The organism is Thauera sp. SDU_THAU2, assembly GCF_038260575.1.
Lineage (GTDB): Bacteria > Pseudomonadota > Gammaproteobacteria > Burkholderiales > Rhodocyclaceae > Thauera.
In genome coordinates this window covers 1,790,823-1,805,210 of record NZ_JBBWUN010000003.1, presented here as the reverse complement: position 1 = coordinate 1,805,210, position 14,388 = coordinate 1,790,823, and the positions used below count along the sequence as shown (strand labels likewise).

The window sequence follows — 14,388 nt, the reverse complement described above, 5'->3', positions numbered from 1 at the left end:
TACTTATCTACACCATGGCAGACCGCAGACTTCAGGTATTCCATGCCGTGGCCAAGCACGGCTCCTTCACCCGTGCCGCCGAGCATCTCTACATGACTCAGCCGGCCGTCACCTTCCAGATCAAGCAGCTCGAAGAGCACTTCGATACGCGTCTGCTCGACCGCGGCCACGGCAAGATCACGCTGACGCCCGCAGGCGAGCTCGTGCTGGCCTACGCCGAGCGCATCCTCGGGCTGTCGGCCGAGCTCGATTCGCGCGTATCCGAGTTGACCGACGAACTGGCGGGGCAGATCAAGATCGGCACCAGCACGACGATCGCGGCCTACTGGCTGCCGGCCGTGCTCGAAGGCTTCAAGCGCAAGTACCCGCGGGTGCTGCCTCGCGTAGTGGTCGGCAACTCCAAGCTGACCGAGGACAGCGTCGCCGCGCGCGACCTCGACATCGGCCTGATCGAGATCGTCACCGAACAGAACGGCATCGAGCGCCGCAGCGCCGCCCGCGACGAACTCATGGTCATCTGCAGCCCCGACCATCCGCTGGCGAAGTTCGACAAGCTGACGGCCAAGGATCTCATCGGCCACCCCTTCATCGACCGCGATCCGGGCAACGGCATCCGCCAGATCGCTGATGAGTTCTTCGAGGCCGCAGGCATCGCCGGGAGCGAAATCAATCTTTGCGCCGAACTCGGCAGCCTGGCGACGATCAAGCAGCTCGCGGCGGCCGGCCTGGGTTTCGCGATCGCATCGGACCGTGCCATCAGGCGCGACGTCGCCGAAGGGCGGCTGGCCGCGGTTCGCCTCGAGCCCCGCATCTACACGCCGCTCGAAGTCATCCTGCCGCGCGACAAGTTCCGCTCGCGCCTGATCACGGCATTCGCCGATTACGTCTGTGAGGAGTTCGTCCGGATGGCCGGCGACACGGACGCCGAGGGCTGATGGCAAAAGACTAATGGCAAAAGCAAGGACCGCCTACGTCTGCAGCGAATGCGGCGGGCAGGTGGCCCGCTGGCAAGGGCAGTGCCCGCAGTGCCAGGCCTGGAACACCCTGGTGGAGACCGCCATCACCGCCGCTCCGGCGGGAGGCGGGCGGTTTGCCGCACTGGCGGGCGAGACCAGCCGTCTCAGGCCCTTGTCGTCGCTGCAGCCACGCGAGGAGCCGCGCCAGCCGACCGGGCTCGACGAGTTCGACCGCGTGCTGGGTGGCGGCCTGGTCGCGGGCGGCGTCGTGCTGATCGGCGGCGACCCGGGCATCGGCAAGTCGACCCTGCTGCTGCAGGCGCTGTCGCATCTGTCCGGCACCCACAAGGTCGTGTATGTCAGCGGCGAGGAGTCGGGTGAGCAGGTGGCCTTGCGTGCCCACCGCCTGCAGCTGCCGCCATCCGAGCTGCAGATGCTGGCCGAGATCAATCTCGAGCGCATCCTGCAGGCCTTGCGCGAAGCCCGGCCACGCGTGGCCGTCATCGATTCGATCCAGACCATCTATTCGGAAACCCTGCAGTCCGCGCCGGGCTCGGTGGCGCAGGTGCGCGAGTGCGCGGCGCAGTTGACGCGCTTTGCCAAGCAGAGCGGCACCAGCCTGATCCTGGTCGGCCACGTCACCAAGGACGGCACGCTGGCCGGCCCGCGCGTGCTCGAGCACATCGTCGATACCGTGCTGTATTTCGAAGGCGACACCCATTCCAGCTTCCGGCTGATCCGGGCCTTCAAGAACCGCTTCGGCGCAGTCAATGAACTCGGTGTGTTCGCCATGACCGAGCGGGGCCTGCGAGGCGTCTCCAATCCTTCGGCGATCTTCCTGTCGCAGCACGCCCAGCAGGTGGCGGGAAGCTGCGTGCTGATCACCCAGGAGGGCACGCGCCCACTGCTGGTCGAGATCCAGGCCCTGGTCGATTCGGCGCAAAGCCCCAATCCCCGGCGCCTGTCGGTGGGCCTGGAGCCGACCCGGCTGGCGATGCTGCTGGCCGTCATGCATCGCCATGCGGGCGTCGTGTGCTACGACCAGGACGTGTTCGTCAATGCCGTCGGCGGCGTCAAGATCACCGAGCCGGCAGCGGATCTCGCCATCCTCTTCGCCATCGTCTCGTCATTGCGCGACCGCCCGCTGCGGCAAGGGCTGGCGGTTTTCGGCGAAGTGGGGCTCGCAGGCGAAATCCGTCCGGCGCCCCGTGGCCAGGAGCGGCTCAGGGAAGCGGCGAAGCTCGGCTTCGATACCGCCATCATCCCCAGGGCCAATGCGCCGCGCCAGGCGATCGAAGGCCTGGACGTGATCGCCGTCGACCGCGTCGAAGAAGCGCTCGAGCGGATGCGCGAACTGGCTTAGCACATCTGTCACATCCCTGCCTCAAGCTTGTCCGCAGTTCGCTCCGAACGTCGGCGTTTACATGCAGAAGCAATAATGAAAGCATGAGTGCTTAGCATCCGTGTATTATTGTGCACTGCAAGGCGCTGATAAATAAAAATTAGCCGCCTGTTCCTATATTTTTTTGACATTCCTGTTTTTTGATTGCAAGCCGATTGTTTTTGGCGTTTTTCGTTGTTTTGATAAACATCGGAGGCGCCGGCCGGCGATCACGGTGGTTTTGGATAGGGCTGCTTAATGAAAGGCAAATGGCTGTCGTCATCATTTTCCGGGCTGTCGCCCGCCATGACCACCAGCGGAAAATGGTTCGTACGGACGGGGTTGATTGCAGGCCTGGCGGGAGCGCTGTCGGCATGCACGGTGATCCCCGGCACTTCCGCCTGGGATATGCGGACGACTTCTTCAGTGCCTTTGCCGATCGTCGATGACGAAGCCCGCCAGTCCGAGCCCGTTCCGGACAACGTCACCATCACTCCGATCACGGCCGATCTGATCATCGCTCAAATCCGCAATGCCGAGCCCGGCTTCCGCTCGACGCAATCCGGCGGCCGCACCGCGGTACGGCCGGCGACCGTGCCCGACTTCGGCCTTGCCCATCAGGACTACGAGCTTGGCCCCGGCGACATCATCAACGTCATCGTCTGGGACCATCCCGAGATCACCATTCCTGCAGGTTCCTACCGCTCTGCCGAGCAGTCCGGCACCCTGGTCGCCGACGACGGAACCATCTTTTTCCCTTACGCCGGAACGCTCAACGTGGCGGGCAAGACGCCTCGCCAGGTGCGCGAGATCCTGGCCCAGCGCCTGTCCAAGGTCATCGAGAACGTCCAGCTCGACGTGCGCGTCGTGGCCTTCCGCAGCAAGCGCGTCTACGTCGTCGGCGAAGTCAGAGAGCCGGGCCTGCAGCCGATCAACGACATCAAGATGACCCTAGTCGAGGCGATCAATCGCGCCGGCGGCATCACCATCGAAGCAGACCACGGCAACGTGCTGCTCACACGCGGCGGCCAGACATGGCGCGTCGACCTGCAAGCCTTGTACGAAGACGGCGACGTGTCGCAAAACGTCGAGCTGCAGCCCGGCGACATCGTCAACGTGCCCGATCGCCAGCTCAACAAGATCTTCGTGCTGGGCGAGGTCAGGGAGCCCGGTTCGTTCGTCATGAACAAGCGGCGCACGACGCTGGCCGAAGCGCTCAGCGAAGCAGGCTTCGTCAACCAGATCACGTCCGATCCGAGCTGGATCTACGTGATGCGAAGCGACAACGGTACCTCCGAACTCTTCCATCTCAACGCCAGCTCGCCTGATTCGCTGCTGCTGGCCGAAGGTTTCCCGCTGCGCCCTCGTGACATCGTCTATGTCGACGTGGCCGCCGTCGCACGCTGGAACCGTGTCGTCAGCAACATCCTGCCGACATCGCAGATGCTCAACCTGCTCGGCGAAACGCGCTATCCGCTCTTCAACGGCCGCCAGTAACAAGAACGCCATCTGCTACGCACACTATTGCGCTTGATCGAACCCATTTCAGGAAGCTCCACTTTTGGCTCGACAGACTCCGCACACCGTTCCCATCAACGAAGCCCAACGCAACCACGCGCCCGGCCAGCGAGGCAAGGCGGACGATTTCATCAATCTGGGTGAAATCATCGCCACCTTGTTCGAATACAAGTGGCTCATCCTCGCCATCACCGCTCTTGCGATCTCCGTGGGCGTGTTCGTCGCACTGGTGTCCACCCCCATCTATCGTGCCGACGCCATGCTGCAGGTGGAGGACAAGGGCAAGGCCAAGGGGGAATCGCCGCGCTGCGCGATGTCGAGGCCGTGCTGGGCGATTCGACCTCGGTTGCCGCAGAACTTGAAATCCTGCGCTCACGCATGATCCTCAGCCGCGTCGTCGAGCGCCTCAGCCTCACCATTGCCGCCGAACCACAGTATTTCCCGATCGTCGGTCGCGCCATGGCTCGTCGCCACGCCAATGCCGATGCGCCGGCCGAACCGCTCCTCGGCTTGTCCAGCTATGCCTGGGGAGGCGAACGCATCACGCTGCAGAGCCTCGAGGTAGTGCCGGATCTCGTCGGTGCGCCGCTGACCCTCGTCGTGGAGGAGGGCGAGCAGTTCCGGCTTCTCGATGATGACGGCAACCTGCTCGCGCAAGGCGCCGTGGGCACCCCGGTCACCGGCGAGCGCGTCAGCCTGTTCGTGGCCGAGCTCGTCGCGCGTCCCGGAACCCGTTTCGAGGTGTCTAGGCGCGGCCAGGCCGAGGCGATCGCCTCGCTGCGTGATGCGCTGGAGGTACGGGAACGCGCCCGCCAGTCGAACGTGATCGAGGTCGCTTTCTCCGACGCCGACCGTACCCAGGCATCGGCGATCCTGAACGAAGTGCTCAATGCCTATGTACGACAGAACGTGGAATACCGCTCCGCGGAAGCCGAGTCCACGCTGGCTTTCCTCGAGGCCCAGTTGCCGGAGCTCAAGAACGAGCTGGATACGGCGGAAGCCGCCTACAACAACTACCGCCAGAACCGCGGATCCATCGATCTGACGATGGAAACGCAGGCGATGCTCAGCTCCATCGTCAAAGTGGACAACGACATCGTCGTGCTGCAGCAGAAACGCGATGAGCTTCGCCAGCGCTTCACTGCCGAGCACCCGCAGGTCCAGTCGGTGGACTCGCAGATCGCCCGCCTGCGGGCGCTGCGCAGTACCCTGGACAAGGACGTTTCCCGCCTGCCGGATACGCAGCAGACGGCGCTGCGCCTGCATCGCGACGTCGAGGTGTCCACCGCGCTCTACACCAACCTGCTCAATAGCGCACAGCAACTGCGCGTCGCCCGGGCGGGCACGGTAGGCGACGTGCGCATCATCGACAGTGCGGTGACCGCACGCCAGCCCATCGCTCCACGCAAGGCGCTCATCGTCCTGTTGTCGGGGGTGATCGGCGCGCTGATCAGCCTGGGCACGGTCTGGGCGATTCGCGCCCTGCGGGTGGTCGTCGAGGATCCGGAGACCATCGAGCGCGAACTCTCGCTACCCGTGTATGCCACCGTGCCGGAGAGCAAGGCCGAGGAAGAGGTCGATCGCCGCATCAAGCGCGGCAAGAGTGCCGGAGAACTGCTGGCAGTGACGCATCCGGACGACGCTGCGGTGGAAAGCCTGCGCAGCCTGCGCACCACGCTGCATTTCGCCCTGCTGGGCGCAGATCGTGGTTCGGTACTCATCACCGGTCCGGCGCCGGGCGTCGGCAAGAGCTTCGTTTCCAAGAATCTGGGTGCCGTGCTGGCCCAGAGCGGCAAGCGCGTCATCATCGTCGATGCCGATTTGCGCAAAGGGCACATCCACAAGGAATTCGCGCTGCCGCGCAATGGCGGGGTTTCCGAGTTCATCACCAGCGGCCTGCCATTCGAATCGATCGTGCGTCCGACCCTCGTGGACGGTCTATCCATCGTCACGACCGGCCAGATCCCGCCGAACCCTTCGGAGCTGTTGATGCATGAGCGTTTCGCGGCGCTGCTGCATGGCCTGGAGGCGCAGTGCGATGTGCTGATCGTCGACGCGCCTCCCGTACTTGCCGTGTCCGATGCCGCGATCGTCGGCCGCCTGACGGGCGCCACGCTTCTGGTCGCGCGGGCAGGCCGCCATCCGATCGGCGAGCTGGACCAGGCCGTCAAGCGCCTGGAGCAGGGTGGCGTGAGCGTCAAGGGATTCGTTTTCAACGGCCTGGACCTGCAGCGGCAGCGGCACCGCTTCGGCTACCAGGGTTATCAGTACCAGTACAAATATTCCGCCTGAGCACCAGGCAAGCACCACCACACACGGACGCCCCCAATCTACAGGCGCCCGCCTGACGGCACTTCAGCTTCTCGAGCGCGCACCCCCCGGCGTCGCCTCGCCGGGTGTGTTCGACTTCAAAAAAGGAGGCTCTCATGATGCATGGGCTCATCGTTCTACCGCTGGCGATCCTGGTTTCCGCCATCGTCATACGCGCCATGATCGCGCTGGCTCCGCGCGCGGGCTTGATCGACCACCCCGGAGAGCACAAGCAGCACGAACACGTCACGCCCTTCATCGGCGGCTTCGGAATAATGGCCGCATTGCTGCTCGCGGTCGTGATGCTGATCAGCCTTTATCCCGCGCAGACGACTGCGTGGATCTCGCTGCTGATCTGCGGCGGCACGATGTTCCTGGTGGGTCTGATGGACGATCGCTGGAAGCTCGGCTTCAGGATCCGGCTCGTCGTTCAGGCCGTGCTGGCCTTGCTCATGGTGTACGGCGGCGCCATTTCGCTGACCAGCCTGGGCAACGTGGTGTTCACCGGCAACGTCGCGCTCGGCGCCCTGGCCGTGCCATTCACCGTCTTCGCCGCCATTGGCGGCATCAATGCGCTCAACATGGTCGATGGCATCGATGGCCTGGTCGGCACCATCGCCGGCATCACGCTGCTTCTGATCGCGCTGATGACGGGCTTCGGCGGGGACGGCCCGATGCACCTGCTGTCGATGGCCCTGCTGGGCGGAGTAGGGGGGTTTCTGTGGTTCAACATGCGTCATGGACGGCAGCACCGCGCACGTACCTTCATGGGCGACAACGGCAGCATGACGCTGGGGCTGCTGATCGTATGGCTGCTCATCAGCCTGACCCAGGGAGAAAATGCGCTGATCAGCCCCGTCGCCGCGCTGTGGCTGTTCGCCATCCCGCTCATCGACACGCTCAGCGTCATGGTGCGCCGAGTGCTGATGGGGCAGTCTCCGTTCACACCCGATCGCTACCATTTGCACCACCTGCTTCAGCGAGCAGGCTTTCGCGTCGAGGACGTGGTGACGTCCATAGGCTTGCTGCACCTCGTACTGGGAGGAATCGGCGTCAGCGGCCTGCTCTGGGGCGTGCCCGAAAGCGTGATGTTCATGGCCTTTCTGTGCCTGTTTGCCGCTTACGTCACGGTCACTGCACGGCCATGGCGTTTCGTGCCTGCACTGCGCGGCATCCACCGTTACCTGGATCTCGCGCCTGCCGCCAACTGCGGCGTGTTCTTCGGCAACTGCGCGCTCGAGCATGTCGAGCAGATCAATGAACTGGTCGCGCCTCAGCTCCGCGACAACACCGCTTTCCGGACTCGCCTGTATCAGCGCATGGAGGCCGATGGCAACCCTGGGATGCGATATGCCGTGGTGGAGATCATGCTCGACGACGAAACTGCGCCCCTGACCCATCAAATCGAATATCTGCGTCTGATACGAAAAGCGCTGCATCCGTATAACGGAGTCTATATTCGCAGCTACGTCCATCGAGATCCTTTCAATGATCGCCGGATCAATCTGGATGAGCCCGCAGTCGAGATGCGGGTACGCAGCCGCCGGCAACGCAAGCGCGAACTGCTGGAGGAGTCCTTCACTTACGTCGATCATGGCCGAATCCTCGATCAGGACGTCAAGCACAAGAAGACGGAAGGTGAGGACCCCGTCGGTGCTCCCGACACCCTGATTGCAAGACACTGATTTCCATTTTTTTCATACACGCGAAGTCTCAACCATCATGACTGTCCAATCCCTCGATCAGATCAAGCTCGCCGTCATCGGCCTGGGCTACGTCGGCCTGCCGCTGGCGGTGGAATTCGCCAAGCAGCGCGACGTGCTCGGCTTCGACATCAATCAGGCACGCATCGACGCCCTCAAGGGCGGCCACGACGCCACGCTCGAAGTCTCGGACGAAGAACTGCGCGAAGCCACGGGGCTGCGCTACAGCGCCAACACGCAGGACCTGGCCGCCTGCAACGTCTTCATCGTCACCGTGCCGACGCCGATCGACGAGCACAAGCAGCCGGACCTGACTCCGCTGGTCAAGGCCAGCGAGACCATCGGCAAGGTGCTCAAGAAAGGCGACATCGTCATCTACGAATCCACCGTCTATCCCGGCGCCACCGAGGAAGACTGCGTGCCGGTGCTGGAGCGGCACTCCGGGCTGCGCTTCAACGTCGATTTCTACGCCGGCTACAGCCCCGAGCGCATCAATCCGGGTGACAAGGAGCACCGCGTCTCCACCATCCGCAAGGTCACCTCCGGCTCCACGCCCGAGGTCGCCGACCTGGTCGATGCGCTGTACCGCCAGATCATCGTCGCCGGCACCCACAAGGCCGAAAGCATCAAGGTCGCCGAGGCGGCCAAGGTCATCGAGAACACCCAGCGCGACGTCAACATCGCACTGATCAACGAGTTGGCCATCATCTTCAACCGCATGGGCATCGACACCGAGGCGGTGCTGAAGGCGGCCGGCAGCAAATGGAACTTCCTGCCGTTCCGCCCGGGCCTGGTCGGCGGGCACTGCATCGGCGTGGATCCGTACTACCTCACCCACAAGGCGCAGTCCATCGGCTACCACCCTGAGATCATCCTCGCAGGCCGGCGGCTCAACGACGGCATGGGCGCCTACGTGGTGTCTCAGCTGGTCAAGGCGATGCTCAAGCGGCGCATCCAGGTCGAAGGCGCGAAGATCCTGATCATGGGCCTGACCTTCAAGGAGAACTGCCCGGACCTGCGCAACACGCGGGTCGTGGACATCGTCAAGGAACTGGGCGAGTACGGCATGGCGGCCGATGTACGACCCCTGGGTCGATCCGGCCGAAGCCGAGCACGAGTACGGCATCACGCCGATCCAGATCCCGGCGCCGGGCACCTACGACGCCATCGTCGTCGCCGTGGCCCACGACCAGTTCAAGACGCTCAGCGACCAGGGCATCCGCGCGCTGGGCAAGCGCCAGCACGTGCTGTACGACCTGAAGTATGTGCTGCCGCGCGATGCAGCCGACCTGAGGCTGTAATCATCCCGCCGGCAAGCCGATGATGGCCGATCCGGGCGGCACGGAGAGCGTGCTGCATCGGGTCGTGCCGGCACCGGGCACTCCGGCCTGAGCATGGAAAGCCGCTGGTCTGATCGGCAACGTGCCGCCATGCGGCACGCTTGCAGGGCCGAGCCGAACTGCGGAATGGCATCTGGCAAACAACGCTCAAAGTGAAATCGAAAATCGTCAAGTCGGTCGCCACCATGGCGGGAGGCACTGCCCTCGCTCAGGCGATCACCATCCTCTTCACGCCGATCATTACACGGCTTTTCCCGCCGGAAGCCTATGGTGCGCTCGGCACCTTCTCTTCGCTGATCACGATTCTCGTCCCACTTGTCGCCTTGTCCTACCCCATGGCGATCGTGCTGTCCCGCGACGACGGCGAGGCCGCCTCGCTGACCCAGCTATCCAGCCTGATCGCGCTCATCTTTGCCGCAGTCACGCTTTTCCTGGCCTTGATGTTCGAGGCCGAACTGCTCGATTACATGGGGATGGGGGATTTCTCCGGACTACCGTATCTCCTTGCCTTCGCCGTACTGTTCTCGGGTTTGGCTCAAGTGTTCAGAAGCTGGCTTCTGCGCGAAAAGGATTTCTCCTCGCTGGCGCGGATGGAAGTGATCAACTCGCTCTTCAACAATGTCTCGAAATCCGCCCTCGGCTTCTTCTTTCCGCTTGCCGCGGTGCTGATCGGGATATACGCATTCGGCCAGGCCGTGCAGACCTTGCTCTATACGCTCGGCCTCAAGGCGAGGCGCGGCCTGGCGGCCCTGGGCACATTCGACGCGCTCGCCAACGCTCCGGCCGTCGCACGAAAATTCAGTGATTTCGCGCTTTATCGTGCGCCTCAAGGGTTCATCAATGCCATCGCGCAAAGCCTGCCGATTCTGGTTCTCGGCCTTGCGTTCGATCAGGCGGTGGTCGGTTATTATGCGTTGGCGAAGAGCATATTGAGCGCTCCGCTGACGCTGGTCGGCAAATCGGTTTCCGACGTCTTCTATCCACGCCTGGCGGAAGCCGTGGCCGAGAAGGAAGACGTCAGCCGCCTGCTCGTCAGGTCGACCGTCATCCTCTTCGGTATCGCTGCACCGCCCTTCGGTGTGGTGTTCTTTTATGGTCCGGAGCTCTTCTCCTTCGTCTTCGGCGCCCAATGGCACAACGCCGGCGTGTTCGCCGGCTGGATTTCCATCTGGCTCCTGTTCGGCTTCATCAACAGGCCATCGGTTTCTGCCATCGCCCCGCTGGGGATACAGAAGTTTCTGCTCGGCTATGAAGTGCTGAGCATCGTCACGAAGGCCCTGGCGCTGGCCTTCGGGATCCTCGTTCTCAAGGATGAAACGATATCCGTGGCTCTTTTTTCCTGCGCCGGAGCGATCGTGAATCTGTATCTGGTGATTCACGTCATCCGGAAGGCCCGGTCCACCAATGAGGCTAATCAGTCGTGATCAGGCAAGAAGATCAATACCCGGGCAGTAATTATGCCGTGAGCGGGAATACGGGCACGCACGGGGTGCCGGCCTCACGCAAGCTGTACATCGTCGAACGGAAAGGCTCGTTTTCAGACGAGTGGATCGAATACTGCTCCAAAGCTGGAGTGGATTTCGAGACCGTCGACCCTTATCGGAGCGACCTCGTTTCGAAGATCCGCGATGGTGCGGCTTTTCTATGGCATTGGCGCCATGACTCCTACAAGGATCAGCTCTTTGCCCGTCAGCTGTTCTCGGCGCTGGCAAGCACCTCGATTCGGACGTATCCGGATATCCAGACCTGCTGGCACTTCGACGACAAGGTCGCACAGAAATACGTTTTCGAGGTGGCAGGCCTGCCTGCGGCAAAATCCCACGTGTTCTACGATCAGGCGTCGGCGGACGCCTGGCTGCAAACCTGCTCCTATCCGGTCGTTTTCAAGCTGCGCGGTGGAGCGGGCGCCCTGAACGTACGGCTGGCGAGGACACGAGCCGAGGCGCGAAAATTCGTCAGGAAAGCCTTTGGTACGGGTTTCCCGTACTTCGAAAGATGGGAGATCTTCAAGCAGAGCATCTGGCGCGCGAAGCGCGACAGGACCCCACGTTCGATGGCTGCAGTGCTTTATCACCTTGGGCGTTCCTTGCTGCCCTTCATTCGCGACAAATCCGACCTCCATCCGCGGGAAATCGGATATGCCTACTTCCAGGAGTTCATCCCTGACAACAGATTCGACGACAGGCTGGTCGTCGTCGGCGATTTCTGCTTTGCAGTACGGCGCTTCTGCAGGACGGGAGATTTCCGCGCATCCGGTTCCGGTTTGAAGAGCTATGAGCCGGAAGTGTTTCCCAAGGCTTCGATCGAACTCGCGTTCAGGCTCGCAGACACCCTGAAAATGCAGAGCGTTGCGATCGATCTTGTGTACACGGCCAATGGTGAACCCATGGTCGTCGAAATCAGCTTTGGCTGTGTGACGTCGGTCTATCCGGGGTATTTCGATCGAAGCGGAAGCTGGCACGATGGCGAGACGAGCATGCCCGTCAAGATTCTGGAAAGGCTGATCGCGTCCGTCGACCTGTCGCCCAAGTCGATGTGATGAATCATTTTCCGTGGAACACACGAACATTGGCAGGCTCCAGGACCCGATGAAGCTTCTATGTGTAATCGATTCGCTCGGCTCGGGCGGGGCACAACGTCAGTTGGTTAACCTGGCATGCGGCCTGAAGGCTCGTGGCCATATCGTGGATGTGTTCATCTACTATCCCCACCAGGATTTTTCTTGCCCGAGCTGGCTGAAGCGGGCGTGGCGGTGCATGCGCTCCCCAAGAAGGGAAAACTGGGCGTCAACGTGCTCGTTGGACTCGTGCGCCTGCTGCACGCAAGGAAATACGATGCGCTGATTTCGTTTCTCGATACGCCAAACGTGTACTCCGTCGCGGCGTCGATTTTCTCTCCGCGCTTGAAGCTCGTCGTATCGGAGCGCTCCAGCCATCACCACGACAAGAACAAATACCTCGCCTTGGGAAAGCGGCTTCTGTACGGCTTCGCAGACAAGGTGGTGGCCAACAGCAGAAGCCAGGCCGAATGGCTACGGCGGTTTCCGTGGCTCCGCGGGAAAACCATGGCGATCTACAACGGATTCCCAATGGCAGGCCAGGCCGCCGGCGACGAAATTCCGCCCATGGGCTTCCTGGTTGTCGGTCGGATTGGCCCCGAGAAGAACGGCATTCGATTGGTCGAGGCCCTGGAACTTTTTCGCCGGAAGCACGGCTACGTGCCCGATATCTCATGGGCAGGCAAGGAGGACATTCTTCCTGCTGGACAGCGCTACGTTTCCGCCCTCAGAGCCATTCTTGACAAGTATCCCGGAGTAAGGGCGCAATGGAAGTGGCTTGGTGAGCGGCGGGACATCATGGATCTTTTGCGCGAGCATCGGGCGCTGATACATCCATCGCTGTATGAGGGCCTGCCGAACGTGGTCTGCGAGGCTTTCATTGCCGGACGCCCGGTGATTGCATCGAGCGTCTGCGATCATCCATTTCTTGTCGCCGAGCCGGTTCGCGGATTCGTCTTCGATCCGCTGGATCCGGTGCAGATCTGCAAAGCCATTGAGCATGTCGTCTTCCTTCCGGAGCAGCAGTGGCGGGAAATGTCTGAAAATTCCCTGAATTACGCTCGGAGTCAACTGGGGGTGGATAGAATGGTCGAGGAGTATGAGGCCTTGCTTGGTGGGGCTGGACGCTCCTTGCAGCCATTCTCTTGAAAAGAGAGTCGCATTCGAACTTCTTTCATGATAAATATTTCGCGAGAAACCTGGTGAATAGCTTCTTCGCCCTGTCCATTCTCCTTGGAGCGGGTTTTTTTCTTAATGTTCTTGCATATGGCACGATCGAGCCGTTCGTGGCATCGGCGCTGCTTTTTTTCCTGAGCTCGCTTTTCATTGTCCCGCTGAACGGTTCTCGGTCCCAGGAGTACTCCACCTTCGGCCTGGTTTTTCTTGTCTGTTTCGCCGTGGCAGGCATTGCGGCAATCTACGCGAACTTTTTCTTCGATCAGGTTCAACTGCACGGCGATGCAGGCCGTTTCTTCGACTATGCGACAGGAAAAGGAAGCGGCCTGACACTTGCGGAACTGCGAGAGGTTCATGAGGGTTCTCTGGCAATCGCGTTCTGGTCGGAGATCTACGATTTTTTTGCTTTTCTGGGCTTCCAGAAGGAGCGTTACATCGGGATTGCGGTGAATATCACTTCCGTCTCGATGACTGCAGCGATCGGTGTACGCATCGTCAGATGCGTTTATGGCGACGACTCTCTGAAATTTCGACTTTTCAAGATACTGGCGGCATGCTGTGGCTTGTTCTGGATGTTCGCGGCCATACACCTTCGTGATGCGGTTGTGTTGCTGCTCGTCACTTTCCTGGTTTTCTTATGGGTCAAGGCGCTCAGGGCACCGCGTTTTGGCTTGAATCTCGTCCCTCTTGTCGTGGCCAATGTCGCGGGTGCAACGATTCTGGGGTTTCTTAGAACCGAGTTTTCCTTCGTTCCTTTTGCGATGGCCTTGTGCGCCGTCACTGCGCTCCTGATCGGCAACGCCGGTGGCCGAGGAAAAGGCGGCCTCTACTTGATGGCCGTCCTTGCAGGTGCGTGTGTCATAGGGCTGCTTGTTGTTTTTGGCGACCAGATCCTGGATCGGCTCGTCAAGGGGAACGAAGCGTATCTTGGCATGAGCGAAGGCCAGCATGGATCGGGGTCACTCGGGATGACGCTGATCGTCAAGCAGCCATTGCCGATCAGGCTGATCCTCGGCTCGCTCTATCTTCTCGTATTTCCCGTGCCGGTATGGTCGGGGTTCGAGGTGGCAAGCGCCATTCATGCCCTTCGATCCGTCAACGCAATTTACTTTTATTTCGTGACGCCGCTTCTGTGGCTTGCCTTGCTGGAGCTTGCAAGGGATCGCTCGAAAAGGACGCCGGAGATTCTCTTTCTGGCCTTTCTGGGCGGAGGGATGATGTTCGCGATAGCGGCAACCAGCCTGGAGCCTCGGCACTTCGGCGCCTTTCTGGTGCCCTTGCTGGTTTTCGCTCTCCAGCCGGACATGTCGGACCATCTCATGCGGGCCAGGTACAAGAGAGTGACAGGCGTGGTTCTGGCAGCTGCGGTCGTTCTGCATCTGTTATGGGCCGGCGCCAAGTTTCTTTAGGACATGAACCAGAGAGCGAACGCTCAGGGTCTTTTCTT

10 protein-coding genes and 1 pseudogene are annotated in these 14,388 nt (G+C 61.6%); all 11 read left to right on the top strand.

The window, feature by feature from the left end:
• The first annotated feature begins 14 nt into the window (after positions 1-14).
• The 11 genes and pseudogenes from AAFL97_RS09790 to AAFL97_RS09740 all read left to right on the top strand — a co-directional run bounded on the left by AAFL97_RS09790 (position 15) and on the right by AAFL97_RS09740 (position 14,350).
• A complete protein-coding gene (locus AAFL97_RS09790; protein ID WP_341644736.1) occupies positions 15-935 on the top strand; it encodes a LysR family transcriptional regulator in 921 nt (306 codons plus the stop codon).
• Positions 936-948: 13 nt separating this feature from the next.
• A complete protein-coding gene (gene radA, locus AAFL97_RS09785) occupies positions 949-2,319 on the top strand; it encodes a DNA repair protein RadA (RefSeq protein ID WP_341644735.1) in 1,371 nt (456 codons plus the stop codon).
• A 276-nt stretch (positions 2,320-2,595) separates the two neighbouring features.
• Entirely contained in the window at positions 2,596-3,834 is a 1,239-nt protein-coding gene (locus tag AAFL97_RS09780; RefSeq protein ID WP_341644734.1) for a polysaccharide export protein, read from the top strand.
• Between the two features lie 64 nt (positions 3,835-3,898).
• On the top strand, positions 3,899-4,237 hold the full coding sequence (locus tag AAFL97_RS09775) for a Wzz/FepE/Etk N-terminal domain-containing protein (RefSeq protein ID WP_341644733.1): 339 nt from the start codon (positions 3,899-3,901) through the stop codon (positions 4,235-4,237).
• Positions 4,234-6,147 (top strand): polysaccharide biosynthesis tyrosine autokinase, encoded by a 1,914-nt coding sequence (locus AAFL97_RS09770; protein ID WP_341644732.1) that lies wholly within the window; start codon positions 4,234-4,236, stop codon positions 6,145-6,147. Before AAFL97_RS09775 ends, AAFL97_RS09770 begins: the two co-directional genes overlap by 4 nt.
• Positions 6,148-6,281: 134 nt before the next feature.
• Positions 6,282-7,850 (top strand): MraY family glycosyltransferase, encoded by a 1,569-nt coding sequence (locus AAFL97_RS09765; RefSeq protein WP_341644731.1) that lies wholly within the window; start codon positions 6,282-6,284, stop codon positions 7,848-7,850.
• A gap of 37 nt (positions 7,851-7,887) precedes the next feature.
• Positions 7,888-9,169, top strand: a pseudogene (gene tviB, locus AAFL97_RS09760) (Vi polysaccharide biosynthesis UDP-N-acetylglucosamine C-6 dehydrogenase TviB).
• Between the two features lie 191 nt (positions 9,170-9,360).
• Positions 9,361-10,632, top strand: coding sequence for an oligosaccharide flippase family protein (locus AAFL97_RS09755; RefSeq protein WP_341644730.1), 1,272 nt, complete (start codon positions 9,361-9,363; stop codon positions 10,630-10,632).
• The gene (locus AAFL97_RS09750) at positions 10,629-11,747 is read left to right on the top strand and encodes an ATP-grasp domain-containing protein (RefSeq protein WP_341644729.1); all 1,119 of its coding nucleotides are present in this window, start codon (positions 10,629-10,631) and stop codon (positions 11,745-11,747) included. The genes AAFL97_RS09755 and AAFL97_RS09750 overlap by 4 nt, the downstream gene beginning before the upstream one ends.
• A 183-nt stretch (positions 11,748-11,930) precedes the next feature.
• A complete protein-coding gene (locus AAFL97_RS09745; RefSeq protein WP_341644728.1) occupies positions 11,931-12,914 on the top strand; it encodes a glycosyltransferase in 984 nt (327 codons plus the stop codon).
• A gap of 53 nt (positions 12,915-12,967) precedes the next feature.
• Positions 12,968-14,350, top strand: coding sequence for a hypothetical protein (locus tag AAFL97_RS09740; RefSeq protein ID WP_341644727.1), 1,383 nt, complete (start codon positions 12,968-12,970; stop codon positions 14,348-14,350).
• Positions 14,351-14,388: the final 38 nt, after the last annotated feature.

Bases quoted from the DNA above. Each gene is read 5' to 3' on its own strand.
- AAFL97_RS09790 (WP_341644736.1), top strand. From the start codon at position 15: ATGGCAGACCGCAGACTTCAGGTATTCCATGCCGTGGCCAAGCACGGC.
- radA (WP_341644735.1), top strand. From the start codon at position 949: ATGGCAAAAGCAAGGACCGCCTACGTCTGCAGCGAATGCGGCGGGCAG.
- AAFL97_RS09780 (WP_341644734.1), top strand. From the start codon at position 2,596: ATGAAAGGCAAATGGCTGTCGTCATCATTTTCCGGGCTGTCGCCCGCC.
- AAFL97_RS09770 (WP_341644732.1), top strand. From the start codon at position 4,234: ATGATCCTCAGCCGCGTCGTCGAGCGCCTCAGCCTCACCATTGCCGCC.
- AAFL97_RS09765 (WP_341644731.1), top strand. From the start codon at position 6,282: ATGATGCATGGGCTCATCGTTCTACCGCTGGCGATCCTGGTTTCCGCC.